We start from the raw sequence: 25,305 nt of genomic DNA on the forward strand, positions 1-25,305 counted from the left end.
CGATTCAAAGTAGTACTGCGGCACAACACCGAGGGGCTGATCACCGATCAGACCCCTTGGCATTTCCTGACAACAATAAAAAATCAGGGCCCTGTCATGAAAAGAATATTCGGCAAACTCTACGTACAAGTGCTCATCGCCGTGATCCTCGGCGCCATCGTCGGAGTGCTCGTGCCCGAAACCGGAACAGCGCTCAAACCCTTGGGCGACGCGTTCATCAAACTGATCAAAATGCTCCTCGCCCCGGTGATCTTCCTGACGGTGGTCACGGGCATTGCACGCATGGAGAACATGAAAGAACTGGGTCGCGTCGGCTTTCGTGCGCTGATTTATTTCGAAGTGGTGTCCACCCTGGCGCTGGTCGTCGGTCTGGTGGTTGTCGATGTGTTCAAACCCGGCGCCGGCATGAACATCGATGTCGCCACGCTGGATACGTCCAGCCTGGCCACCTACACCTCCGCCGTGAAGCACGCGTCGTTCATGGACTTTGTGATGAACATCATCCCCGACACCATCGTGGATGCCTTCGCCAAGGGCAACGTGCTGCAAATATTGCTGTTCTCCATTCTGCTGGGCATTGCGCTGGCGCATGTCGGACCTCGCGCCAAGGTGTTCGTCGACACGCTGGACAGCCTGATGCAGGGCATGTTTCGCATCGTCAACATGGTCATGCGCCTGGCACCCATCGGCGCCTTCGGGGCGATTGCCTTCACCATCGGCAAATACGGCTTTGGCTCGCTGTTCTCACTCGGCAAGCTGATGGCTTGTGTCTACCTGACCTGTGCTGTGTTCGTGATTTTTGTACTGGGTCCGATCTGCCGCTACAGCGGATTCAGCCTGTGGAAGTTTCTGAAATTCATCAAGGAAGAACTGTTCACTGTCCTCGGCACCAGCTCTTCGGAATCGGTGTTGCCGCAGATGATTTCCAAGATGGAAAAGGCCGGTGTTTCCAAACCTGTCGCGGGCCTGATCATTCCCTCAGGCTTGACCTTCAACCCGGACGGGCAGGCGATCTACTACACCATCGCCGCCATCTTCATCGCACAGGCCACGAACACACCGCTAACCCTGACGGATCAGTTGATCGTCCTGGCCGTGCTGATGTTTACCTCCAAGGGCTCTGCCGGTGTCACCGGCTCGGGATTCATCATTCTGGCGGCGACGTTATCGTCCCTTGGCACCATTCCGGTGGCGGGTATGGTGCTGCTGTTGGGCGTCGATCGGTTCATGTCGGAAGCGCGTGCAATCACCAACACCATCGGTAATGGCGTCGGGACAATGGCCATTGCCAAATGGGTCGGGGCGCTGGACACCGTGAAAATGCACAAGGCGTTGAATGGCGAGGTCGAAGGGGAGAAACCCGCGACGGCTCAGGCAGAGGTTATCGCTGCTCCTTCGGCGTTGGGCGCTCGCGTGCTGCCAAACCGCCCAAAAGCCTCTCAGGCATAAGGTATGAGGCGCTGAACGGTGTGATGGTCAGCGCCCGGTTGTAACGCAAGGTGCTCAAAGCTTGTAGCCGATCTGCCGCAACAGGTTCTTGCGCCACAGGATGTCTTCCTCGCCTTCAATGCCACGGGCACAGAAGCCATCCACTACGCCGAGAATCGCTCGTCCTTGGTCCGTCTCGGCGAGAATCACTTCAGTCGGATTGGCCGTTGCACAAAAAATGCGGCACACCTCTGGAACCATTTTGACGGCGTTCAACACGTTTACGGGATAGAAGCCATCGTCGAGGAAAATGATGAAGCTATGGCCTGCGCCGATGGCTTGGGCATTGCTCCGGGCCAGTTCGATCATGGCGGTATCAGTGCCGGACCAGCGCACCAGGCAGTTACCGGAAGCTTCGCAAAAGGCCAGGCCAAAGCGGATACCTGGCACGGCATTGACCAACGCTTCGTGGATGTCCTCGACGGACTTTATGAAGTGGGTCTGACCGAAAATGAAGTTCGTTGCTTCCGGCTTGTCGATTTTCAACGTGATGAGTTGCATCTCGAACGCCTCCTTTCACGATGTCGTTATTCTTCAGCCTAGCGTGAGAACGAGCCGGGCGTTGCGCATCGCCGCTTTTGATACTTGAACATACAAAGCGCCCCGGTGCTGACACAGTGCAGATACATCAGCGCGGTTTCATGGCTCAGTCCCACACTCATAGAGAGATTTGCCATGTACCGCAAACTGCAGCATGTCGCGAAGTTCTTCAGCCAGGGCGCGCGTTTAATGGTCGGTGTGCCCGATTACGATAACTACGTTGCGCAAATGGCGCTGAATCATCCCGGCGAGCCGGTCATGAGCTATTCGGCGTTTTTTCGTGAGCGTCAGGAGGCCCGTTTCGGCCGTGGGAAATGCAATACGCGTTGCTGCTAGAACTTCGCATAGTTCAACGCATCGACAATGGCCGAGCCGCCGATACCGGTCAGCGACAGCAGCAGCGCCTTGATCAGCGGGTCTTCAGCGTAGCGTGAGAACGAGCCGGTACTGAGCGTCGCGACCCGCTCGCGGATCATCTTGAACTTGCCGTAGCACGGTGTCGTTTCGGGTGTTTCCAGCAGATAGGCGTCGAGTCGTTGCAGTGCAAGCGTGCGGGACTTTTCCGCGGCACGGCGCAGCGACAGCGCGGAGACCAGCAGTACCAGCGCCGTCAGCAGGTAAGAAATGACCAGACTGGGCGGCGTCGGCCAGTTATCGAACAGACTGCTGCGCGATGCAAACAGGATCAACATGACCGCCGTCGGTGCATAGATCAGACGGTTAACGGCTGAGGTGCGCTTGGCGATCAGCTGCAAATCCATCCACTCGTCGATGCACGGGTGGCGGAGCATGCCAAAGGTTTTCTTGTGCTCCATCTGCAAGGTGCCAGGCCAGATCGCATGATGTTCGCTGAGATGGCGGACGAATCGCGTCAGCAGCAGGTTCGCATCCACGACCCAGAACACCAGGAACTGGAACGTCAAGGCGGGGATCAGCCAACTCATCATCCACCACATCGATGCGCCGCGAACGGGCATGCCCTCCATGGGCCAGATGACAAACAACACGCTGGTGACCACGACGTAAACCCACGTGGCGAGCATGGCCCGCAGCATTCGGGCGCCAAAGGAGCCGCACACGCAGTGCTCACCCCAGAAGCGGGCAATGACGATCATCTTGCGCCCGTCCGTGCAAGCAGCCTGTGCCGGTGCGCAGGACTTTGACCATTCTTCGCTGGCGGTCAGCAACGGGAAGAAAATCTTCAGCAGGCAGTGCCCCAGCTCGTTGCACCATCGACGAAATGTCCAGCCTTTGCCTCTGCGAATCAAGCGTCGAACCTGTCCCCACAAGGTCGTCTCATATTTGCGCATGTGCAGGCTCAAATGGTACGTGGCTTCGATCTCGGCCCGGTTGATGCGCAGGTTGCGCCAGCCCCATGCCAACGCCGAGAGGGAAATCAGCACGGCCAGCAGCCGCAGAGCCACGGTTGGCCAGGCACTGATGCCTTCAAACAGGAACATCGGCTCACCGAGTCCGTTGTCCGTCAATGTGCTGCGCATCTGGTACGCCAGCATCAGCGCGAGGATAAACATGACAAGGGGGACCACGATGTACCACGCCCGGGAGTCGTATAAGCCCGTGCTCATGCTGGCTGTCGAGTCCTTGGCCATCGCCAGTTGCCTCGCGGAGCGCCGGGTCAGGTTCGACGAGATGATACCCAGCAATATCAGCACAAACGTGAACCAGAGAAACTCCGCATGCCAGAACCGTGTGGCGATGAATGCGCAGGCCGCCGCCACCATAAACAGCGTCATCGGCACGCCGCGCACCCAGGCCAGCCGTGCGTCATGGTCATCTTTCGGGCCCTCGATCCGCCACCAGACGATGAACCCGGCGAGTATCAGCAGGGTGATCGTCAGTGGCCCGGCCCAGTAGAAGGATTGGGCTTGCTTGAAACGGTCGCGGATGGATTTGGAGGGTTCAGGGTAGGGCGGTGGTGAAGGGTCTTGAAGGCAGCGCAGCGCCATCAGGTCGTGCGGACGTACGCCTTGGTCAGACTGCGATTGGGTCGGTGCCTCGCAACTTGCCGGGCGTGATGCGGTCAGCCGGCTCGCCAGGGGAATGAAGCCGCTGATGCCCACTTCATAGATGCCCGGCGAGAGCAGCTCCGATTTGGAATAGTCGAACTTCGCGCGCTTGGCGTCGAAAGATTGCGGCGCCAGCGCCGCCAGCACCGAGATGAACACCGCACTTTGCAGGCTGTCGCGAAACGGCGGCACGTCTTGTTGCAGGGCGCGTGTCAGCGTCAGTCCATAGGGGGCGGCGAGTATCAGGTTGCGTGTGGTTTGTGCCTGGCCCCGTTGCAACATGCGGGCATCGAGGTCGGTGGAAAAGTATAGTTTGTACGGCATCCGACTCTTCAGCGCTTGCAGCACCAAGAGCTTGTCGTAGGCATCGACGCCCAGTACGCCAATCGCACCGATGCCGCTTTCGCCGTTGCGTCGATAGGCCGCGTCCTCGTTGGCGATATGATCGGCCAGGCGACGCAGGTAGTCGAGCTGGGAGTTGCCGTCGGATTTCTCCAGCGGACTGAGATCAAGTTGGGTGGGGTCTTTGTTTTTACCGGGATCGGTACTGGCGCTTTTGTCGTTGCTCGCGGACTCTTCCGGGAGGCGTCCGTCCAGGCCGCGTAGATAGCTGAAGCGCAAAATCCACTGATCGACCACATCCCTATGGTTTTTTTCGTCGCTGCCCAAGCGGGCATCCTTGGCCACCTGTGTCTTGAAGCTTTCGATCAGCGCGCGGCTGTAGAAACTGTCCCACTCGGAAATTAACGCGATGCGGTTGCCGCTGCGGCGCAGGTCGCGAGTGCACGGTGAGCCGATCCGTTGCAGTTTGCCTTCGCTGCAACGCACACCCGTGGCCGGGTCCACGCGGCGCAACTTCAGCTCCTCCAGCATCAGTTGCGTCATGGTGCCGTCGTCGCTGACGGTGCGCAGCAACTTCATGGGTTGTCTGATCGCCAGCGGTGGCGACAGCTTTTGGTAGCCGCGATCCAGCGTCTCGTTATCGGCCGTGGCCAGCGGTGAGTAGATTTCCACATTCGGTGTGGCCTGGCCGATGTCCTGGTCCTGGAACATGTCACGCAGGACGGTTGAGGTAGAAGGGCCGATGACCTTCAGGACGGCATTGTCGGGGGCCTCGGAACACGGTTTTGGAGAACACGCCAAAGCCACTTTGGTTTTCAGGCTCTTGCGTAACGTGTCGAGCTGCTGCAGCGGCGTTGAGCCGAGCGCGTCCTGTTTGAACCAGAACACGATCGTTCGGTCAGGCGGTGGTGGCGCGCCTTCAAGGGCCGTCGGCGGATCGAAGGGGTTGGAGACGAATATTTCATAGGGCGCGTCGACGAAACCGGTTTTCTGCGGGGGATCAAGCGACAGGTCGGCGGCGAGTCTCATGCAATGGATGTACTGCTCCTGATCCGGCACCCGGTGGGAATTCTTGAACCCTGCCAGCAGCGCATAACGAATGCGCCGGCGCCGTTCAACTTCATCGGCGTAAGGGCCGCCTTCGACCAGCGCCACCATGATGTCGGGGGCAGCTTTTTCTCCGGACAGTGGAGAAATATCCGGGCTGCAGACATTTTCGGCATCCGGGTTCTTGCTGTCGGTGAGCTTCTTGCGATAACGCTCGACCGCATCGAAAGGGTCTTGCCATAACCGGGCTTCGATGGGCAGTTGCGCCTGGAACTGTGCACCGATCGGCCGCGGTTCAAGGAACGGTTCGCGGTTGAGCGCGAACATCGATACCACCAGACTCAGGATGACCGCACTGCCTGGCAGCCAGAAGGCCAGGTTAGTGCCAGAACCCTTGTTGTCCATGGCCTGTGCCTCTTGTTCTCGGCCAACTGATTACAGTTATGTATAGACCCAATAAGAGGGTTCAGTGCAAAGTCAGTGGCGGTAAAATCAGTCATGCCACCTTTAAGGTCACAAGAGGCAGCCGCCATGCACACCATCGGACTCATCGTTTACCCCGGGTTTCAGGTGTTGGGCCTGGCCATGTGCGCCACGTTCGAGTTGGCCAACACGGCCACTGACGAACCGGTGTACAGCATGGCCTTGCTGTCCGAGCACGGCGGTACGGTGCAGACCTCCGCCGGGTTTGGCGTGGAAACCTCGGCGTTCGACCAGCGCTCGTTCGACACGCTGTTGGTGATGGGCGACAACCTGATCCGTCCGGTATCACCGGGCATGGTGGCGTTTTTGCGCAGCGCCAGCCGGACCACCCGGCGTCTGGGCTCGATCTGTACCGGCGCTATCGCACTGGCCGAGGCCGGTTTGCTGGATGGCCGGCGCGCGACCACACACTGGTGCCATGCCCCGGCGCTGCAGAAGGCGTACCCGAAGGTGAAGGTCGAGGAAGACCGGATCTTCATCAACGACGGCAACCTCTGGACGGCCGCGGGCATGAGCGCTTGTGTTGATCTGGCGCTGGCGCTGGTGGAAAAGGATCTGGGCGCGGAAGTCGCGCGGCGGGTGGCCCGGCAATTGGTGGTGTACCACCGGCGCGCGGGAGGGCAGTCGCAGTTTTCGGTGATGCTCGAACTTGAGCCCAAGACCGATCGCATCCAGGCCGCGTTGGCCTATGCCAAGCAGAACCTGAAATCCGCGCTGTCAGTCGAGGAACTGGCCAGCGCCGCCAACCTCAGCCCTCGGCAATTCAGCCGTGTGTTCCATGCCGAAACCGGGCAATCACCGGCCAAGGCCATCGAAAACCTGCGGGTGGAAGCGGCGCGTCTGATGATGGAAACCGGTCGGCACCCCATCGACGTGGTGGCGACCGATACCGGTTTTGGCGATCGCGAGCGGATGCGTCGGGCGTTTATTCGTGCATTTGGCCAGCCACCGCAAGTGATCCAGCGCGCTAATCGAGGCTGATGCCAGTCAGTTAAGCGTGACACTGAACCTGTGGCGAGGGAGCTTGCTCCCGCTGGGCCGCGAAGCGGCCCCCCGATCCCTAAAAAGAAGGGGACTGCTGCGCAGTCCAGCGGGAGCAAGCTCCCTCGCCACAGGTTACTTATCGATCGACGCGGCTGATTGTCATGGTGTCCTAAAAGGTGGTGTATTCGACATTTCGGTCTAAATATTATTGGCGTAATTTTGATCTCGTTGAAGTCCATTCCCTCAATGAGATCACCGCCATGACCCTCGTAAAAGCCGCTGCCGTACAAATCAGCCCCGTTCTTTACAGCCGTGAAGGCACCGTCGACAAAGTGGTGCAGAAGATTCTCGAACTCGGTGATCAGGGCGTGCAGTTCGCCGTGTTCCCGGAAACCATCGTGCCTTACTACCCGTACTTCTCGTTCGTTCAGTCGCCTTTCGAAATGGCGGCTGAACACCTCAAACTGCTGGATCAGGCCGTCACTGTCCCTTCGGCTGCCACCGAGGCCATCGGCGCCGCCGCCAGACAGGCCGGCATGGTGGTCTCCATCGGCGTCAACGAACGTGACGGCGGCACGCTGTACAACACGCAGTTGTTGTTCGATGCCGACGGCACCCTGATTCAGCATCGCCGCAAGATTTCACCGACCTATCACGAACGCATGATCTGGGGCATGGGCGACGGTTCCGGCCTGCGCGCCACCGACAGCGCGGTAGGGCGCATCGGCCAACTGGCGTGCTGGGAACATTACAACCCGCTGGCCCGTTATGCCTTGATGGCCGATGGCGAACAGATTCATGCGGCGATGTACCCAGGATCGTTTGCGGGGCCGCTGTTTGCTTCACAAATGGAAGTCAGCATCCGCCAGCATGCATTGGAGGCGGCCTGCTTCGTGGTCAACTCCACGGCCTGGCTGAACCCAGAGCAACAGGCACAAATCATGGCCGACACCGGTTGCCCCATCGGCCCGATTTCCGGTGGTTGCTTCACTGCGATCATCAGCCCGGATGGCGTGGTGCGGGGCGCGCTGACTGAAGGCGAAGGCGAGGTGATCGTCGACCTCGACATGGGCCTGATCGACAAACGCAAACGCATGATGGATTCGCGCGGTCACTACAGCCGTCCGGAACTGCTGAGCCTGCTGATCGACCGCACACCGACCGCGCATGTGCATGAGCGCAGTGTTCATCCGACGTTGATGGTGAACGAGGTGGTGGAAGAAACCAGTCGTTAAACGGCTGAGACCGTGTCGACCCCATCGCGGGCAAGCCACGCTCCCACAGGGGAAATGCATTCCAATGTGGGAGCGTGCGATGCGGCGATCCGACTTGCCCGCGATGACGCCATTGCAGGCGCTAAAAAAAGGGGACTTCCATCGCCGCGATGGAAGTCCCCTTTTGTTCGTCTGGGCTTACAAATTCTGACTCAAAAAGATCAACGTATTGCCATGCGCCTCGGCTGCCGCCGGCTGGTTGTAGCTGTCGCGATGCGAGCAGTTGAAGCCATGTTCGGCACCCGGATACACCTGAATATCCACGTGGTCGTTGTTCTCGAAACGTTCGGCGATTGTCTTCACGGCGTCCATGGAGATGTGGCTGTCTTGTTCGCCAAAATGCATCAGCACCGGCACCTTGATTTCATCGGCCCGCTGCAAATGGTTCTGGATACCGCCGCCGTAATAGGCGATCGCCACGTTGACCAGTCCGTTGGCCGCCGTGTGGTACGAGAGCAGGCCGCCAAAGCAGAAACCGATGGAAGCGATCCCGCCGTCCAGGCCGGGCTGAGCTTTCAGCGCTTCAATGGCCAGTTTGATGTCGGCCTGCGCCTTGTGGACGTCGGTGGCGTTCATCAACTCGACGGCGCGTTTCCAGCCGGCTTCGTCGTAGCCCAGTTCTATGCGCTCGCCGCTGCGCCAGAACAGGTCCGGTACGATCACCAGGTAACCGTCGGCGGCGTATTGTTCGGCGACCGAACGGATGTGTTCATTCACGCCGAAGATTTCCTGGATCAGCACAATCCCCGGACCTTTGCCGGTGTGCGGAATCGCCAGGTAAGCGTCGAATTTGCCGTCGGTGCTGTCGATCTCGATCCATTGGGTGGTCACGCTCATGGTGGCTCCTGTCTACGCAAGTGAGTTCGGTTGATGCTTACTGGGGCTGTGTGGCCTTGAAGCTTGGCAGCGCCTGCATACGTTTCCACCATTCGGCGAAACCGTCCACGGCAAACACCTGTGACGCGTCCGGGATCATGGCCAGGTAGGCGCAGCCCGGTGCCAGGTAAAAGTCGCCGATGCTGGGTTCTTGACCTGCGATAAACGGATCGGTGCCTTTTATTTTCATCAGTTCGCGCAGCACCCGTTTCGAGTTCTCGATGCCTTTGCGGCGCGAATCTTCATTCTTTCCGCCGATGAAGTCGGGAAACAGGTGATAGCCGAACACCTGCACAAAGTTGCCATAGCCATAGGAATCGTAAATGCCTTGGGCCATGTGGGTGCGAGCGCGGTCGTGGGCATTGTCAGGGGTGATTGACGGGCCTGGCAGGACTTCGTCCAGATAGGCCACGATCGCGCCGGTTTCGATCACCCGGAAACCGTCATGGTCGATGACGGGCACTTTGCCGAAAGGGTGGCGCACCAAATGCTCTGGCAGGTGCGGCTCGCCTTTGATCACGTTGACCTGCACCTGGTCGAAGTCCGCGTCTTTTTCCGCCAGCAGCATCTTCACTGTGCGCACGTAAGTACTGCCGTCAAAACCATAGAGGGTGAGACTCATGACCATTGCTCCACTATTGAACCGAGGGACGTTATCGAGTCCCTGGCAGTTCAGCGGTTATCGCGACGCCAGAAGACTCGAGCCAGCAGCGCATCGAGGCTGAGCTTGCCGGCACCCGAGAGCAACAGCGGCATAAAGGCCGCGAGGTAGATCAGCGGCAGTTTGAAGTTGCCGTGACCTTTGTTGCTGATGGCGTAACCCTGGGCAAGCTCACTCAATGTAGACCAATCGGCCGGCCAGTGAACGGCAGCGGTCGCGACGACCGTGACCACGATCAAAATGATTGCCGAGATCCGCGTTCCCAGGCCGACCAGTATGGCCAGGGCGCAGATCAGTTCGGCCCACATCGACAGTTCCCAGTTCAGCGTGGCCGGCACGTGGTTGAAGGGGAACGGGAAGCTGTCCTGAATATCGGCGAACCAGTTTTCGCCATTGAATTTTTCCAGGCCTGACTCGAAGAACTCCCAGGCGAGGAACACCCGCAGGGTCAGCGGCGCAATCCAGCTACCGGCACGGTCGAGGTTCAGGTGCAGGCCTTTCACGGCCGACGAGAGTGAGGTGGTCATGGCTTGATCTCCGTTCAGTCAGGGAAGTGGGCAACGCGGGGCCCCACGCAATGGGTTACTCGCTGGCGCCGCACTTGCCTTCGCCACATTTACCTTCAGCCGGTTTTTCCGCCGTGTCGGCCTGGACCTGGCTGTAGCCGTGGGCCAGTTGTTTCATGCTGAATGCTTCGGACTCGGAGGCAGAAGCCACGTTGGACAAGGCCAGGCCGCCAGCGATGATCAGGCCGAGGGTCAAAGAAGAAGTCGAGAGCTTGAACATGGTGATACTCCGTAGCATTGAGTGAGTTGAGCGCTTTGATCGGCGTGGCCAATCGACAGGCACAGTTCATCAAGCGGGTGTATCTGCGATGTGTCTTTGGTGCGGGGTTTTAGGGGCGGGGTGTGTCGGGAGGGGCGCTGTACACAATGTGATACGTAACCACTGATCCCTTGTGGGAGCGAGCCTGCTCGCGAAAGCGGACTGTCAGTTGGCATTGATGTTGTCTGACACAGCGCTTTCGCGAGCAGGCTCGCTCCCACAAGGGGGGCAATGGGGTATTGGAGACTGGGTTTATCCAATGCCACGGAAAACTGTGATCCAGTCCCGCCCCGTGGCGTCTAGCGTCTGTGTCCCCGCAATCCCATGGGGCGAGACTTCGGAACCCGGCATGCAAGCGCTGTTGAACGAGATCCTTGACGCAGTACGTCCCCTGATCGGCCAGGGTAAGGTGGCTGACTACATTCCCGCCCTCGGTACGGTGCCGGCCGATCAACTGGGCATCGCGGTGTACGGCAATGACGGCGAACTGTATTGCGCCGGCGATGCCCATACGCTGTTCTCGGTGCAGAGTATTTCCAAGGTGTTCAGCCTGGTGCAGGCCATCGAACACTCCGGCGAAGCCATTTGGAAACGCCTGGGTCACGAGCCTTCCGGCCAACCGTTCAATTCGCTGGTGCAACTGGAGTTTGAGCGCGGACGCCCGCGCAATCCCTTCATCAACGCCGGTGCGCTGGTGATCTGCGACATCAACCAGTCACGCTTTGCCGCGCCGGCACTGTCCATGCGCGATTTTGTCCGTCGGCTGTCCGGCAACCCGCAAGTCATGGTGGACGGCAAGGTCGCCGAGTCCGAATACCAGCATCGCGCGCGCAACGCTGCGATGGCCTATCTGATGCAATCTTTCGGCAATTTCCACAACGACGTCGAAGCGGTGCTGCGCAGTTACTTCAGCCATTGCGCGCTGCGCATGAGCTGCGTGGATCTGGCGCGGGCGTTCTGTTTCCTGGCCAATGACGGTTTCTGCAAACACAGCGGTGAACAGATCCTCACCGCTCGGCAGACCCAGCAAGTCAACTCGATCATGGCCACCAGCGGCCTCTACGATGAAGCCGGCAACTTTGCCTATCGCGTCGGTTTACCCGGCAAGAGCGGCGTGGGCGGAGGGATTGTCGCGGTGGTGCCGGGGCAATTCACGGTGTGCGTCTGGTCACCGGAGTTGAACACCGCCGGCAACTCCCTCGCGGGCATGGCCGCGCTGGAGTTGCTGAGTCAGCGGATTGGCTGGTCGGTGTTCTAGGCACGGTGCACAGTGGTGCCGGGTCACAGCGGCAACGCTTCGACTCGGCTGCGCAAACACGCCAGCGTTTCATCGTCCAGCACTGTGGTGATATCCAGGTGCTCTTTTGCCTGGAAGAGGTTCATTGCATCCCGGGTCTGTTTGCCGACGATGCCGTCGACGGGGCCGGGGTGCCAGCCCAGGTACGTCAAGCAGGTTTGCGCCATACGAATTCTCAGGTCCGGCGTCCCTCCATAGGAAAACTTCTGATACGCCGCGCTGAGTCGCACGTCGTAGTTGTTGATCGCGTAGTTGGGGCCGTTGTAGCGGCGAGCAAAGTTAGTCCAGTCCTTGGCCCGTAAGGCCGCGACTGACCCGCCTTCGATCAACGTGCCAACGGTGCACAGCAGTTGTTCGTTTTCGGACACGACCATCCGTTTGATCATCGTCTCGACATCCGCCGAATGGGTCTGCGCAAAATTGAATCCCATGATCTGCCCCAGCCCCCAGGATGTACTTTGCAAGGCTGCGGTCCTGTTCAGGCCGACGGCCAGGTTCAGACGGTCATATTGATGCGGCCCCGATGCGCCATAGTTGCCGGGGGTTTTGCTACTGATATCAGGATGTTGCGCGTCAAACGTCTGGTGGGTCAGTCGACTGAAGACGTGGCGCTCGTAAAGGATTTTCGGGCGGCGATCGGGAAAGAACCCGTTGCCGGACGTTTCTACTGCCAAAACAGCCCAGAGTTGCGCGGCACTGACTTTGGCAAGGTCCAGCGCCTGCGCCAGACCATCCTCGTCAAGGGCCGCTCCATGGCTTGTGAATTCATCGCTCATGACGGCCTCCTTGGAAAACAGGAAACGCTGATGTACCTCTTTTAGCGTAGGAGGGCCGGGTGCAGGGCTGCCGGGTTTTCGATTACCGGTCAGGCGTGCGGTTAATGACGCTCCCGGGATTTTCCTATACATTTTCCGGCCGCCCACTGCATGGTGAAACCGCTTCATGTCTCTTGCGCTCGAACGTCTAGTCGCTGGCACGCCTATCCCTTTCGCCGGGAATCGTGTCTCTGTGGTCAGCCCCGAATTGGCCGCGCGCTTTCAGCCCGGGGACCATTTGCTGGTGGAGCAGGTCAGCGGCGAATTGTTGCTGATTCCGGTGGCTGACCAGCAAGCGGCGGCCATTGCAATCGAGCGTGCCGAAGCGGCCTTCAGCGCAATGTCCGCGGTCCCCGATCAAGCCATCAGCGAGTTCTTTGATCGCTTCGCCCAACGTCTGGAAAACCCTGACTGCTGGGCCTTGATCGAAGCCGCCAACCTGGCCGACATCGAGCGGGCCAAGGCCCGCGGACGCTCCACCACGCGCCTTCTGGCTGATGAACGCATGCGCCGCGACATGATCGCCGGCCTCAGGGCCTGGCGCGATGCGTCGGCCACGCGCGGCAAAGTGGTCAGTTGCATCGAGCATGACGGCTGGAAAGTCGAGCAAGTGGTCTCGCCTTTGGGCATCGTCGCGTTCGTCTTCGAAGGCCGGCCGAACGTCTTCGCCGACGCCGCCGGCGTGTTGCGCACGGGTAACACGGCGGTGTTGCGCATTGGCAGCGATGCGTTGGGCACGGCGCAAGCCATCGTCACCCACGCGCTGAATCCGGCACTGAGCGACGCCGGGTTGCCGACTGGCGCGGTGTCGCTGGTGGAAAGCGTCAATCACGCGGCCGGTTGGGCGATGTTCGCCGACCGGCGCCTGTCGCTGGCGGTGGCCCGTGGTTCGGGTCGCGCCGTCAGTCAATTGGGCAGCATCGCCCAACAGGCCGGCACCGCCGTCAGCCTGCACGGCACCGGTGGTGCCTGGCTGATCGCGAATAAGGATGCCGATGCCCAGCGCTTTGCTGCGGTGGTGCGCAACTCGCTGGATCGCAAAGTCTGCAACACCATGAACGTCTGCCTGATTCACCGTGACCGTGTCGCCGAACTGCTGCCGCTGTTCCTGGACGCGCTGCAACAGGCCGGCACTGCACGGGGGCAGGGCTGCAAATTGCACATCGTCGAAGGCAGCGAGCAATACTTGCCGGCCGATTGGCAGACCGCCAGCGTTGAGGTTTACCGCGCCGAAGGCTATCAGACCGAAGCGTTGGCCGAACCGCTGCCCGAAGATCAGTTGGGCCGTGAATGGGAATGGGAAGAAACCCCGGAAGTCAGCCTGAAGATTGTCGATGACCTGGACAGCGCCATCGCGTTGTTTAATCGCTATAGCCCGCAGTTCACCGTGTCATTGATCAGTGAAGATGCCGAGGCTCAGGAACGCTTCTACAACGCGGTCAACGCACCCTTTGTCGGTAACGGGATTACCCGCTGGGTCGACGGACAGTACGCGCTGAACAAGCCGGAACTGGGGCTTTCGAACTGGGAGAGCGGTCGCCTGTTTGCTCGCAGCGCGATTCTCTCGGGAGATGGGGTGTTCACGATCCGCAGTCGCATGACCCAGACGGATCTGTCGGTCAAACGCTGAGCCAGAGCCGCGCCCCCGGTCAACGACCGCACTATACTTAATGTGCGTCTGTATGGGCGCGGCGAGCACTCCAAAACGAATCAGATGTCCCATAACGCTCGCCTGAGAGTCAGAGGGCTGCACAGCCAATAGACGGGCAGTGCATCTGATGACGGGAGAGAGGGTTGCACCATGAAACTTCATTCCTTTCAACATTACTCTCATGATCTGGAAAGGGGCGTTCACGACACGTGGATTACCGCCAGGGTGAAGTCAGCCCTGGCAATGGCTGAACCAAGCCTTGGCCTGCAAATCCATGTCAAAACCCACGGGGGCACGGTGGCATTGAGCGGTCGTGTCAACACCCATAAACAGTGTGAGCAGGCTGTTGCTCTGACCCGTTCGGTTCAGGGCGTCGTCGACATCGATGCCAAAGACTTGCTGACTCACGTGTTCACGCCCGGCAGTATTCCAGAACCACCCAACGCTGAAGAGGCCCCTGAGATTCGGCCACAATCGTCAACAAAGATGGACGATAAATAACCCAGTCGATCGTGTCAGTGCAGCGTTCCCGTGAGCCGGGAGCGCTGCGTCGATCGGCTCGTTACCCGTGGATACACACTTCAGGCTGCTGCTTCTATGGATCGGGCTTGAAGGGCGCAGGTGTCCGGATACTCGGCGAGCGCCACGAAACGGTGGCTGTTGGCATCCAGGGCGTCAACCGAACCGGTCTCGATGTCGTAAACCCAACCATGCAAATTCAACAGGCCTTTCTCCTGAGCCAGGCGCACGCTCGGATGCGTCTGGATATTGGCCAGTTGCGCGATGACATTTTCCCGAACCATTGAACTCACCTTCGCCGCGTCATTGGCGTGAGGGCGGGATTCGTTGATGACTTTCGCTGACTCGGCGTGTTGCAACCAGCCGCTGACGGCGGGCAGGTGGTCCATGCATGTGCACTTCGCTACGGCGGTCATGGCGCCGCAGTCCGAGTGCCCGCAGATCACAATGTCAGTGACGCCGAGCACTGCCACCGCATATTCGACTGTGGCCGACACACCGCCGGGATGCGGACTGTAAGAGGGCACGATATTGCCGGCGTTGCGGATCACAAACAGTTCACCGGGTTCTTGTTGGGTCAGCAGTTCCGGCACGACACGGCTGTCGGAACAGGTGATAAACAACGTGCCCGGATGCTGGGTGGTCGCCAGGTGTTTGAACAGGTCGGTGCGTTGCGGAAAGGCGTCTTTCTGGAACTTCAAAAAACCTTCGATGAGCGCTTTCATGGCGATGTCCTCATGCGTGAGACGAATGATTATTTTGTAGCAGCTGTCGAGCCTGCGAGGCTGCGTTCGGCTGCGCAGCAGTCGCCTGGATCTGCGAGGACTTCGGTCGAGCGCGACCCCGGCTCGAACGCAGCCTCGCAGGCTCGGCAGCTGCTACGGATTTGGCGTGATGCAGAGCCAGCATCCACTTAGAAAGGACGCAGCGGCAGGAATTTGCCATCGAGGGTGATCACCGCGCGGGAGCCGCCTTCCGGGTCTTCGACTTTCTTCATGTCGAGCTTGAAGTTGATCGCACTGATGATGCCGTCGCCGAATTGCTCATGAACCAGGGCTTTCAAGGTGGTGCCGTAAATCTGGATCATTTCGTAGAAGCGGTAGATGGTCGGGTCGGTCGGGACACCCGAGAGGCTGCCGCGCAACGGGATGATCTGCAGGCGGGCCACGGTCTCGGCATCCAGGTCCAGTTTCTCGCCAATCACTTTGGCGGCGCTTTCCGGCAGCGGGTGCTGACCGAGCAGGGCAGCGGTGACGTAGGCCAGACCGAGGCCGGTGCCGTCGGTCAAGTCCTGCCAGGACAGATTTTTGCGCGCTTTTGCATCGAGGATCGACGTGGTCAGCGCCAGGCTTGGGTCGTTGTAGGCGTGGGACTGCTGCATGGTGTTTCTCCTGTCGGAAGTGATGTTGCTTGGGTGTGGGGCAATCTTCTGCTGATCGATCCATAGCGTCCAAGACCGATATACAATGCAGCGCATAAGCACAGCCTATAGATGGGGATTGCAATGCTGCTCCGACACCTTCGTTATTTGCTGGCGGTTGCCGACCACGGCGGTTTCACCCGCGCCGCCGAGGCGCTTCACGTCTCGCAGCCGACCCTGTCCCAACAGATCCGGCAACTTGAAGAAACCCTGGGCGTGAGCTTGTTCGACCGAACCTCGCGCACGGTGAAACCCACTGATGCGGGAGAGGCCTACATCGAATGCGCTCGTCGGGTGCTGGTGGAACTGGAGGCGGGCAAACGTGCGTTGCATGACGTGAAGGACTTGTCCCGCGGCACCTTGCGGCTGGCCATGACCCCAACGTTCATGGCGTACCTGGTGGGGCCGCTGGTGCGCGATTACGTGGCGCGGTTTCCGAACATCCATCTACAGATTTTCGAGCTGTCGATGGATGACATCGAGGCCGGGCTGGTGGATGACTCACTGGACATCGCCATCGCCTTTACCCAGGTCAGAAATCCCGACATCGAGTCGATCCCGGCGTTTACCGAGACATTGGGTGTCATGGTGGGGCGCGATCACCCGTTATACGAAAGCCAGGTCGCGTTGTCCGCGCAAGAGGTCGCGCAACTGGAATTTGCGCTGCTGGCCCCGGACTTCGTTACCCGCACCCGCATCGATGAGTACTTTGCCCAGGAGCAGATCACGCCGAAGGTGGTGATCGAGGTCAACTCGGTGAGCACCTTGCTGGAAGTCATTCGGCACACGGCCATCGCCACCATCCTTCCGGAGCCTATCGCCACCTCGGATCGCGCATTGCGCAAAATCCCGTTGTTGGGGGAGGCGCCGAAAAGAGGGGCCGCGCTGCTTCGACGTAAAAACAACTATCACAGTGCGGCGTCGGTGGCGTTTATGGAACTGGTGTTGGGTGCGGCTGCAGGTGAGTCGACGACGTCAGTCTTCTATTAATTGGCACACACCATTGGGCGCCTTGCCCGTGGAGGACACCGTGACCGAGTCGTCATCGGTGAGGAGGATCGAGATTACGACGCCCGAACCCTTGGCTTCGAAACGGCGATCGTCAATGGCTTTGGTCTCGGCTTCCTTGCTGTTGATCAACACCGGTCCGTCCTGATCCGCGTGGACGACGATTTTGCCGGGGCAGTCCGCATCGAACAACGGAACGCCGGTGATGCTGTTTGCATGGGCAGCACTGGCCATTACGAGCAACAGCAAGCCTGTCAGTTGTATGTTCATCGCAAACCTCCAATGATCCAGTGCACACGGTTAACAATAGCGTTGTTTGGTGCGCACGAGACAAACAAAAAGGCCCCGCTCGATATGACGAGCGGGGCCTTTTTATGTGCGCCCAGCATGGGCGCAATCTTGTGGGTGAAAGTCCCGCCGTAAGCTGACCACAGCGAACGAAGTGAAGCGCAACTGCATGAGGGCGACCGAGTGTGGGGAGGAAGCGTGGATCGAAGCCATGAGCCGATGTACAAGAACCGGATAGAAGGCGAAGCCGATCAGGGCGAGCGGGCATAAAACCGCGAAGCTCTTGTGGTCAAGGATCAGGTTGCGTAAATCCGGCGGTTGTGTGGTGAAGGATTGCGTTCTTACCTGGGGAGATCTCGCCTTGTGCCTGAAAGGGCGACGGTGCAAGCCGGAGCGAGAAGTCAGCAGAGGCCGTAGTAGTCTTTTTTTTTTTTTTGACGAAGGGCCGAACGAGAGAAAGCGTTATAGGCCATGTTGATGCGAACGACCGGAAGTCAGATGCCTGCCAAACGCGGGGCGGATGTGAGGACGCGAGCGGTGAAACCGTGAGAAGCCCCATCAGCGACGAGGTCAATCGCCCGCAAGATGAATCCGACAACGCAGGGCAAGGGCTGCTGGATCGGGCCTTTGCGAGAGAAAACCTGAAGCGGGCATGGAAGCGGGTCAAGGCCAACAAGGGAGCAGCGGGCGTCGATGGTCTGGATATTGAACAGACCGCCGAACATCTACTGAGCCAGTGGGCGGCGATTCGCGAACAGCTTCTTTCAGGCGTCTACCGGCCCAGCCCGGTACGACGTGTGGTCATCCCCAAACCTGACGGCGGTCAGCGCGAGTTGGGAATTCCAACGGTCACCGATCGCTTGATCCAACAAGCGTTGCTGCAAGTCTTGCAACCAGAACTCGATCCGACTTTCAGTGAACACAGCTACGGCTTTCGCCCGGGACGTTGCGCGCAGGATGCTGTTTTGGCGGCTCAGCGCCATGTGTCTTCAGGGCGAAGAGTGGTGGTGGATGTTGATCTGGAGAAGTTCTTCGACCGGGTCGATCACGATATTTTGATTGATCGTTTACGCAAGCGGATTGCGGATCGGGCGGTTATCCGGCTGATTCGGGCGTATCTGGATGCGGGAACGCAGATCAATGGCGTAGTCGAGAAAAGCCGCTGCGGGGCGCCGCAAGGCGGCCCGCTGTCGCCGTTGCTGGCGAACGTGCTGCTGGACGAAGTGGATCGGGAACTTGAACGTCGAGGTCATTGCTTCGTGCGCTATGCCGACGATGCGAATGTGTATGTTCGCAGCAAGAAGGCCGGGCAGCGAGTGATGGCCTTGCTCAAGCGTCTGTATGAAAAGCTGCACTTGAGCGTCAACGAGAGCAAGAGTGCGGTGGCGAGTGTATTTGGTCGCAAGTTTCTGGGGTACGCGTTCTGGGCTTCTCCACAAGGCGTCAAAAGGACAGTAGCGGTCAAAGCGCGTCAGCGCTTCAAACAGTGCATCCGCTGGTTTACCCGGCGCTCAGGTGGCCGCAGCTTGCAACAAGTTGTCGACCGATTAAGGCCCTACATGCTTGGCTGGAAGGGATATTTCGGCTTGTCGCAAACTCCCAGAATCTGGCGAGAGTTAGATGAATGGATACGACACCGACTACGAGCAATCCAGCTCAAGCAATGGCGGCGTAGTTCAACGATCTATCGAGAGCTGCGCAGGTTGGGTGCAAGTGAGGCTACTGCTCGCAAAGTGGCGGGAAGCTCTCGCTGCTGGTGGCGCAATAGCGCTCTTGAACTCAACCGAGTGCTCGATATAGCGTGGTTCGACAGAACGGGTTTACCGCGTCTCTCCTGACCTCAATCTCTCGAACCGCCCGGTGCGGACCCGCATGCCGGGTGGTGTGGCAGGGGAACGGCCTATGAAGGCCGTCCCCTATGCCGATGGATGGGGTGTGGAGGTATCAGGAGAACCGGTCAATCACCCGAACTTCGTTCTGGTTCTGCATCGAGGCCCACGCCTGTTTCAGCGTCTGCAGCACATTACCGATGAAGTCCTTGTCAGCCGCGGCTTTCTTGCCGACATAGCCTTGGCCGCGACGGTACATCTTCAGTCGGGCGAGCAGGTTCTGGTTGTTCTTGTCGAACTCCGCTTCATCAGCGTGCATCGACAGGCAGTCGATATGCACCTGGCCCGACTTGCTGATCCACAGAATATGGCTGTCATGGCTGTCTTTTTGCGCAGCGAACAGATGAGCCAGTTCATCGATAGTGGGTTGATTGTTCAGATTCATAGTAAGCCCCTTGACCATTTGGTGATCTTTCAAAGTTGATTCGCTAATACAGGTAGCCCATGGGTTAGTTGATCCCTGGCACCGAAACCAGGACGTCAGCGGTCGGCCGCCAAATTGACGGGGTCCCGCGTCTGTTGCATGTAGTCGTGTTGAATAACTGCTACGCAATAGCGTCACAACGAGGAGAAGCAGCGAAAACCTTCTGGCCACTGCCGACGTTTTCAGGGTCGGCCACAAGCTTCATGAGGATTGATCGCCAGCGCTTCTCGTCCTTGTACTGGACGTTCAGGCCAGGTCAGCTTCTTCAATCTGCCTTGTGGGCAGCGTGTATCCGGGAAAAACAGCTCGGCGGTCAGACGAGCTTGCTCAAACGTGTTGCCTGTACTCCCGATCGGGGAGATGTCTGCATCATGCAAGGGCAAATCGGAGGCGTCAACGGTTTTGTAGTGATTATTTTTAGTCACTACATATTGTCGGACAAAGTCGTTTGGAATTAAAAAGCGGGATCGGAAGGCGCCAGTCAGGACGCTGGCAGCGATGTCCGGAATCGGTAAACGGTGCAGGGATAACCGTCTACCGGCAGTTGATGCAGGGTGAACTCGCCATGGGTGAGATCAGCTATGGCCCGTGCCCAGAACCGCCGCGCAGGCGGGTTCGCGTCGAGGTGGAAAATTTGCCATTGACCGGGGAACCGGCTCAAGAGGGTGGAAACGACAAACTTCGCGACGCCTTGGCCACGAAAGCGTCGACTGACAAAGAAGTAGCCGATGTTGTACTCGGCGCCGTGAAGATGGGTTTCATCATCCACGGTCACGAAACCGGCCAATTCTCCGTCGACCTTGATCAGAAACGGCCTGGTTGCGGGTTTTTGCCAGTAACCCGGTTTGGGCTGGGCGTTGAAGAAACCGTGCTCGCCGAGCTTCAGTGGCAGCCACTCGCTGAAGTCATACATGTAGAACTGCATCAGGTTTTCAATCGTTTCCAGTTCGTCGCGCTGGGCGGCGTGCAGTTCTATCAAGGGCATGCTGGTTGGCTCCTGATGCGCTAGTCCGTCGTGGCGCTGGTGCGCTGCAGATAATTATGGTCGATGCTTTTCCAGAAAGTGGCCCGCCCGAACTGCCCTCACGCCTTGCTCGCCGGTTTTGCCGCGCGTTTGGTGCCTGCCGAGGGTTTGCGTTTGGCGGGCTTGCGTTTGTTTTTCCACGGTGTGGCACCGCGCCCGGCGGGGCTTGCCGGTCCGCTGATGGTCAGGCTCAGGCCGGCGCAACGGGCGACCTGTTTGCTCATCCACGCGGCCTGCTTGGTGACGAATTCTTCCAGGCTCATCTCGCCGCTCTGCACCATGTCCAGCGCCTGCTCCCAAATCGCCGTGGTCCCAGGGTCGGCGATGGCACGCGGCACGGCATCGATCAGGCTGAACGCGGCCGGGGTGGCGGCGAGGGCCTTGCCGTTCTTGATCAGATAACCACGGTCGAGCAGACCCTGGATGATCGAGGCGCGGGTTGCTTCAGTGCCGATTCCGGTGGTGTCCTTGAGTTTCTGCTTGAGCAGGGGATCTTCCACCAGTTTGGCGACGTTCTTCATCGCCTTGATCAGATCGCCTTCGGTGAACGGTTTGGGCGGTTGGGTCCAGAGGTCCTTGAGCTTGACGTCGGCCACTGCGCAGTCACGCCCTTCGGCCAAGGCCGGCAGTGTTTGCGGCGCCGGTGCTTCGCGGCCCTTGGCCGGGGCAAGGGCCTCGGGCAGGGCGCGCTTCCAGCCGGGTTCGACGATCTGCTTGCCGACGGCACGCAAGGCTTCACCGGCGCAGTCGAAGTCGGCCTGGGTCCGGTCGTATTCATGGTTGGGCAGAAACTGCGCCAGGTAACGCGCGCGGATCAGGGTGTAGACCGCCCGTTGCTTACCCGCCAGTCGCTCGAGGTTTTTCGCCGCAGCCGTGGGGATGATGCCGTGGTGAGCGCTGACCTTGGCGTCGTTCCAGGCCCGTGAGCGGCGCTGAGGCTCCAGGAAATCGTTCAAGGCGTTCAACGCCGGATCAGCCTGCCTCAGCGCGGCCAGAATGCCCGGTGCTTCGCTGTGCTGACTCACGGGCAGGTAACCGCAGTCACTGCGGGGATAGGTGATGACTTTGTGGGTTTCGTACAGGGCCTGGGCGATGTCGAGGGTTTCCTGGGCACCAAGCCCGAGCTTCTTCGAGCAGACTTCCTGCAAAGTGCCCAGGTCGAAGGGCAGGGGTGCCACTTCGCGCATTCGCTCGGTGCGCAGTTTGATCACCCGGGCACTCGCCGCGCTGCCAATCGCCGCCGCTGCGTTGCGCGCCAGTGCCTGATTCAGGCAGCGGTCCTGATCGTCGCAAACCTCGGAGGCCGCACGCCACTGGGCGGTGAACGCGGTGTCGTCGTGCAGCAGTTGCACATCGATGGCCCAATAGGCGACCGGCACGAAATCGGCGATGCTGCGGTCGCGATCCACCACCAGGCGCAGGGTTGGCGTTTGCACCCGACCGACCGGCAATACGCCCTGGTAACCGGACTGACGCCCCAACAGCGTGAACAGCCGGCTCATGTTCATCCCGATCAGCCAGTCGGCCCGCGAGCGCCCGAGTGCCGAATGGTAAAGGCTAAAGGTCTCGGCCCCCGGCTTCAGGGCTGCCAGTGCCTTGCGGATCGACGCATCGTCCAGCGCCGACAGCCATAGCCGCTGGATCGGCCCGCGATAGCGGCAATGCTCCACCAGTTCCCGGGCAATCATCTCGCCCTCACGGTCGGCGTCGGTGGCGATCACCAGTTCCGTGGCCTCGCCGAGCAGCCGTTTGACCGCTTTGTACTGGCCGGCCGTGCGCGGTTTGACGGTCATCTTCCACTTCTCTGGAATGATCGGCAGATCCGCCAGCACCCAGCGCTTGTAACGCGCGTCATAGGCATCCGGCGGCGCGGTTTCCAGCAGATGGCCGATGCACCAGGTCACCGTGACGTCCGTTCCCAGCCAGCAGCCGTCGCCACGACGCCTGGCGCCGAGGACGGCCGCAATGTCTTTGGCCTGGGAAGGTTTTTCACAGAGGTACAGCCGCATAACCACCATCGTTCATCAACTGTCGAGAGGCGAACAGAATGGCGGCTGATGAGCGATGGGGCAATCTTTATCTGTATGGATGTACAGTCGGTGCGTTGCGATTCATTGCGCGGACGCCTCAGTAGTTCAGGTTAACCACCGGCTGGTCCAGCTTCCCGTCGGGCTCTCGTCTGAGAATGGTCAGCAAGGCTGCGGTAATGACGTTCACATCATTGTCGAACCCGCCGTGGGAGGTGTCCGCTTTGGTACCCGCGCCGTAGTTCATTTGCGAATCGTTGAAGATATGCAGGGTTTTCGCGAACGCCTCGGGAAGCCCACGGCCTGTGGCGGCGAACCCGGCCGGAATGGTTTTTCCCCAGTAAAACTGGTTCCACTGCTCGGTCATGTTCTTGGCGGCAATGTTCCACTGCGCCACATCGGGATTGCTGAAGTCCTGGAAGTTCTTGTCCAGGCTCTTGGCCATGCCCAGCAGCGGCATGCGTTGCAGTTCTTCATAGGCACGGGAAACGAGGTACAGCAGTGACTTGTGGTACACGTCGATGACGTTGTCATCCTGTTCGCGATTGTCGGACATCATGTAAATGTGGAAGTCCTTGCGCTTGAGTCCTCCACCTTCGATGACTTTGCGGTAGGTCTGGTTGGCGAAATCGAGGGTGCAGGCCGGGGCCATCAGCGTCGACGTTTCGATGGCCAAGCCTCTGGCCGACAGCAGTTGAGCCAAGTGGCCATTGATCAAGGACCCCGCGGAATGACCGATCAGATGAAGTTCGACGTTCTTCTTGCCCATGTCGGCGACCAGTTTTTTCAGGTTCTCCGCCATTTCCACCAGCCCGCGCGGGGTAAAGCCTGCGACTGAGGCCGCTTCGGCGTTCTGCTTCATCTGGCTCCACTGATCGCCGCCGAGTTTTTTGGTGGCCAGTTCCACCGTGCGATCAAAGCCTTCCAGGGCCTTGTCCTTGAGGGTCTTCAACACATCGCTGATGCCGCCAGCCTCGGGAAACAGCCCTGAGAGGGCGTCCTTGACGATGTCGGCAAACGTCTCCAGCGCCCCGGTTCGCCAAGTGACAAACAGTGGATAGATACCGTTTTCAAGAAAATAGGGCGCCATCGCACAGATTCGATTGATGGAGTCCTGCTCGGAATTGAGCCCGCCGTGAGCAATGACGGCGATGCGCAGCACGGCGGGTTTGTTGGCCGCCGGGAGCTTGTCGTACCAGGCGCGCGGTGACTCGTAGACGATTCGCTTGACGCCCGCGCGGACGTTTTCGACATCGGTGAGGCGGGGGCCGATGCTGCCATTGTTTTCCATCACGATGGTCAGGCCATACGCCTGATCCATGGTCAACAGGGCAGGCCCTTTGCGACCGGTATCGCGGGCACCGGCGGTGAACAGCGAGAAACCTTCGCGCTTGGCGCTGGAGCTCGACAGGGCGCTGCGAAACGCGGATTGAACATCAGCCCGGGAACGTGAAGGCCGCGCGTTGTGCGATAACGCGCCGTGTTCGATCGGCACGCCGAGGGCCACAGTCCAGGCGTCGGTGCCGTTGGCCAGCCAGTCCTCGAACGTCAGGAGGGCGAAGCCCGAGAATCCCCATCCGGTTGACCAGGAATTCTGCACGATGAACCCCTGACGGGTGTACCCGATCAAGGCAAAGGCGTGACCACCCTGGCTGGTTGCCGGCCATTTGATGACGGGTAGCTGTGACATGCTCTGGAACACCGCCGGCGGACGTTTTTTGCCTTTGGGCTGCATCAGTGCCCAGCCCTGATGCACATTGGCGGAAACGTAAAGCGCACCCGCTTCGTACAGCGCCGCCATCATGGCGGTGATGTCGTCTTTCTCGACGCGGTAGTAAACCCCCAGCGGCCGGGTCACGGCGTCTGTCGCCCAATTTTCGGCGGGTGCTTCAAACGCCGGAACCGATCCGTCGGGCTTGACGGTATAGGGCCACAGTTCCTCTGCGCAGACGCCGTGCTTATGCCATCCCTTCAATGCGCCGCGACAACTGGAACCGGTGTAGTCCTCGCCTGGCCATTCGTCATAGAGTTTGGCCAGATGATAAAGCTGACGCGGGCTCGTCTTGATGGACGCCCGGTCCCGCAGCCACAACAGATAGTTGACCACCGCCGCCAGCCCGAACCCTGTGCACGCGCCTTCGTTGCCTTGGTAGAGCACCAGGCCTTTACCCAGGTATGCAGAGAGTTCGGTGGCAATGTCTTTGTCTGCGGGCCAGGAGGGCGGCAGTGACTGGACCCGTGGGGTGAAGATCCGATCACGCAGGTCGAGGCGATCGGGACGGGCGTCGAGGGTGATGATCTTTTGATCGAGCGTAAACTGTGTGGCGGGCATGGTGAGACCCTCAGGTTTCTGAGACTCAAATCCCCACGCCATGCCACGACTGCCTGTCTGGGTA

Annotated in this window: 23 protein-coding genes; 9 read left to right on the top strand and 14 right to left on the bottom strand. The window is 59.6% G+C overall.

Annotated elements, in window-relative coordinates; translation table 11 throughout:
• The first annotated feature begins 96 nt into the window (after positions 1-96).
• Positions 97-1,449, top strand: coding sequence for a dicarboxylate/amino acid:cation symporter (locus tag ACYZTW_RS13715; protein ID WP_462005317.1), 1,353 nt, complete (start codon positions 97-99; stop codon positions 1,447-1,449).
• Between the two features lie 54 nt (positions 1,450-1,503).
• Here the strand turns inward: ACYZTW_RS13715 and ACYZTW_RS13720 are convergent, their stop codons facing one another.
• Entirely contained in the window at positions 1,504-1,989 is a 486-nt protein-coding gene (locus tag ACYZTW_RS13720; RefSeq protein WP_462005318.1) for an adenosine-specific kinase, read from the bottom strand.
• A 174-nt stretch (positions 1,990-2,163) separates the two neighbouring features.
• Here ACYZTW_RS13720 and ACYZTW_RS13725 point away from each other — a divergent pair, with 174 nt between their 5' ends.
• Positions 2,164-2,364, top strand: coding sequence for a YbdD/YjiX family protein (locus tag ACYZTW_RS13725; RefSeq protein ID WP_462005319.1), 201 nt, complete (start codon positions 2,164-2,166; stop codon positions 2,362-2,364).
• On the opposite strand, the gene ACYZTW_RS13730 is transcribed toward ACYZTW_RS13725, so the two are convergent.
• Positions 2,361-5,849: a hypothetical protein gene (locus ACYZTW_RS13730; RefSeq protein ID WP_462005320.1), complete on the bottom strand. Its 3,489-nt coding sequence runs from the start codon at positions 5,847-5,849 to the stop codon at positions 2,361-2,363. The genes ACYZTW_RS13725 and ACYZTW_RS13730 overlap by 4 nt on opposite strands.
• Before the next feature lie 126 nt (positions 5,850-5,975).
• On the opposite strand from ACYZTW_RS13730, the gene ACYZTW_RS13735 reads away from it, so the two are divergent.
• Both ACYZTW_RS13735 and ACYZTW_RS13740 read left to right on the top strand, forming a co-directional pair.
• Entirely contained in the window at positions 5,976-6,908 is a 933-nt protein-coding gene (locus tag ACYZTW_RS13735; RefSeq protein ID WP_462005321.1) for a GlxA family transcriptional regulator, read from the top strand.
• Positions 6,909-7,171: 263 nt separating this feature from the next.
• Positions 7,172-8,146, top strand: a complete 975-nt coding sequence (locus tag ACYZTW_RS13740; protein ID WP_462005322.1) for a nitrilase-related carbon-nitrogen hydrolase — start codon at positions 7,172-7,174, stop codon at positions 8,144-8,146.
• Positions 8,147-8,323: 177 nt separating this feature from the next.
• Here the strand turns inward: ACYZTW_RS13740 and ACYZTW_RS13745 are convergent, their stop codons facing one another.
• Genes ACYZTW_RS13745 through ACYZTW_RS13760 form a run of 4 tightly spaced genes read right to left on the bottom strand, consistent with a single transcriptional unit; the run spans position 8,324 to position 10,508 of the window.
• Positions 8,324-9,022 carry a dienelactone hydrolase family protein gene (locus ACYZTW_RS13745; protein ID WP_462005323.1) on the bottom strand — a complete coding sequence of 233 codons (699 nt, stop codon included), beginning with the start codon at positions 9,020-9,022 and terminating at the stop codon, positions 8,324-8,326.
• Positions 9,023-9,059: 37 nt separating this feature from the next.
• A complete protein-coding gene (locus tag ACYZTW_RS13750; RefSeq protein ID WP_462005324.1) occupies positions 9,060-9,683 on the bottom strand; it encodes a glutathione S-transferase family protein in 624 nt (207 codons plus the stop codon).
• A gap of 50 nt (positions 9,684-9,733) precedes the next feature.
• Positions 9,734-10,249, bottom strand: a complete 516-nt coding sequence (locus tag ACYZTW_RS13755) for an HvfX family Cu-binding RiPP maturation protein (RefSeq protein ID WP_008151486.1) — start codon at positions 10,247-10,249, stop codon at positions 9,734-9,736.
• Positions 10,250-10,304: 55 nt separating this feature from the next.
• Positions 10,305-10,508, bottom strand: a complete 204-nt coding sequence (locus ACYZTW_RS13760; protein WP_046048963.1) for an HvfA family oxazolone/thioamide-modified RiPP metallophore — start codon at positions 10,506-10,508, stop codon at positions 10,305-10,307.
• A 388-nt stretch (positions 10,509-10,896) separates the two neighbouring features.
• Here ACYZTW_RS13760 and glsB point away from each other — a divergent pair, with 388 nt between their 5' ends.
• A complete protein-coding gene (gene glsB, locus ACYZTW_RS13765; protein ID WP_462005325.1) occupies positions 10,897-11,805 on the top strand; it encodes a glutaminase B in 909 nt (302 codons plus the stop codon).
• A gap of 23 nt (positions 11,806-11,828) precedes the next feature.
• On the opposite strand, the gene ACYZTW_RS13770 is transcribed toward glsB, so the two are convergent.
• Entirely contained in the window at positions 11,829-12,620 is a 792-nt protein-coding gene (locus tag ACYZTW_RS13770) for an N-acetylmuramidase domain-containing protein (protein ID WP_462005326.1), read from the bottom strand.
• Positions 12,621-12,786: 166 nt separating this feature from the next.
• Between ACYZTW_RS13770 and ACYZTW_RS13775 the strand changes: the two genes are divergently transcribed.
• Positions 12,787-14,289: an aldehyde dehydrogenase family protein gene (locus tag ACYZTW_RS13775; RefSeq protein ID WP_462005327.1), complete on the top strand. Its 1,503-nt coding sequence runs from the start codon at positions 12,787-12,789 to the stop codon at positions 14,287-14,289.
• A 171-nt stretch (positions 14,290-14,460) separates the two neighbouring features.
• Positions 14,461-14,811, top strand: a complete 351-nt coding sequence (locus ACYZTW_RS13780; RefSeq protein ID WP_462005328.1) for a BON domain-containing protein — start codon at positions 14,461-14,463, stop codon at positions 14,809-14,811.
• 80 nt (positions 14,812-14,891) lie between these two features.
• Here ACYZTW_RS13780 and ACYZTW_RS13785 read toward each other — a convergent pair whose 3' ends face one another.
• Both ACYZTW_RS13785 and cynS read right to left on the bottom strand, forming a co-directional pair.
• A complete protein-coding gene (locus ACYZTW_RS13785) occupies positions 14,892-15,554 on the bottom strand; it encodes a carbonic anhydrase (protein WP_149630622.1) in 663 nt (220 codons plus the stop codon).
• Between the two features lie 188 nt (positions 15,555-15,742).
• Positions 15,743-16,210, bottom strand: coding sequence for a cyanase (gene cynS, locus ACYZTW_RS13790; protein ID WP_462005329.1), 468 nt, complete (start codon positions 16,208-16,210; stop codon positions 15,743-15,745).
• A gap of 123 nt (positions 16,211-16,333) precedes the next feature.
• Here cynS and cynR point away from each other — a divergent pair, with 123 nt between their 5' ends.
• Entirely contained in the window at positions 16,334-17,239 is a 906-nt protein-coding gene (gene cynR / locus ACYZTW_RS13795; RefSeq protein WP_462005330.1) for a transcriptional regulator CynR, read from the top strand.
• Here the strand turns inward: cynR and ACYZTW_RS13800 are convergent.
• Entirely contained in the window at positions 17,225-17,527 is a 303-nt protein-coding gene (locus ACYZTW_RS13800) for a hypothetical protein (protein ID WP_462005331.1), read from the bottom strand. The genes cynR and ACYZTW_RS13800 overlap by 15 nt on opposite strands.
• Positions 17,528-18,090: 563 nt before the next feature.
• Between ACYZTW_RS13800 and ltrA the strand changes: the two genes are divergently transcribed.
• Positions 18,091-19,383 (top strand): group II intron reverse transcriptase/maturase, encoded by a 1,293-nt coding sequence (gene ltrA / locus ACYZTW_RS13805; protein ID WP_462001131.1) that lies wholly within the window; start codon positions 18,091-18,093, stop codon positions 19,381-19,383.
• A gap of 106 nt (positions 19,384-19,489) precedes the next feature.
• Here the strand turns inward: ltrA and ACYZTW_RS13810 are convergent, their stop codons facing one another.
• From ACYZTW_RS13810 to ACYZTW_RS13825, 4 genes are all read right to left on the bottom strand, one after another.
• Positions 19,490-19,819 carry a hypothetical protein gene (locus ACYZTW_RS13810; RefSeq protein ID WP_462005332.1) on the bottom strand — a complete coding sequence of 110 codons (330 nt, stop codon included), beginning with the start codon at positions 19,817-19,819 and terminating at the stop codon, positions 19,490-19,492.
• Positions 19,820-20,339: 520 nt separating this feature from the next.
• Positions 20,340-20,843, bottom strand: a complete 504-nt coding sequence (locus ACYZTW_RS13815; protein ID WP_462005333.1) for a GNAT family N-acetyltransferase — start codon at positions 20,841-20,843, stop codon at positions 20,340-20,342.
• Positions 20,844-20,941: 98 nt separating this feature from the next.
• The gene (locus ACYZTW_RS13820; protein ID WP_462005334.1) at positions 20,942-22,891 is read right to left on the bottom strand and encodes a DNA topoisomerase III; all 1,950 of its coding nucleotides are present in this window, start codon (positions 22,889-22,891) and stop codon (positions 20,942-20,944) included.
• Positions 22,892-23,009: 118 nt separating this feature from the next.
• Positions 23,010-25,241, bottom strand: a complete 2,232-nt coding sequence (locus ACYZTW_RS13825) for a C1 family peptidase (RefSeq protein ID WP_462005335.1) — start codon at positions 25,239-25,241, stop codon at positions 23,010-23,012.
• Positions 25,242-25,305: the final 64 nt, after the last annotated feature.

This window comes from Pseudomonas sp. LB3P25 (assembly GCF_054897985.1).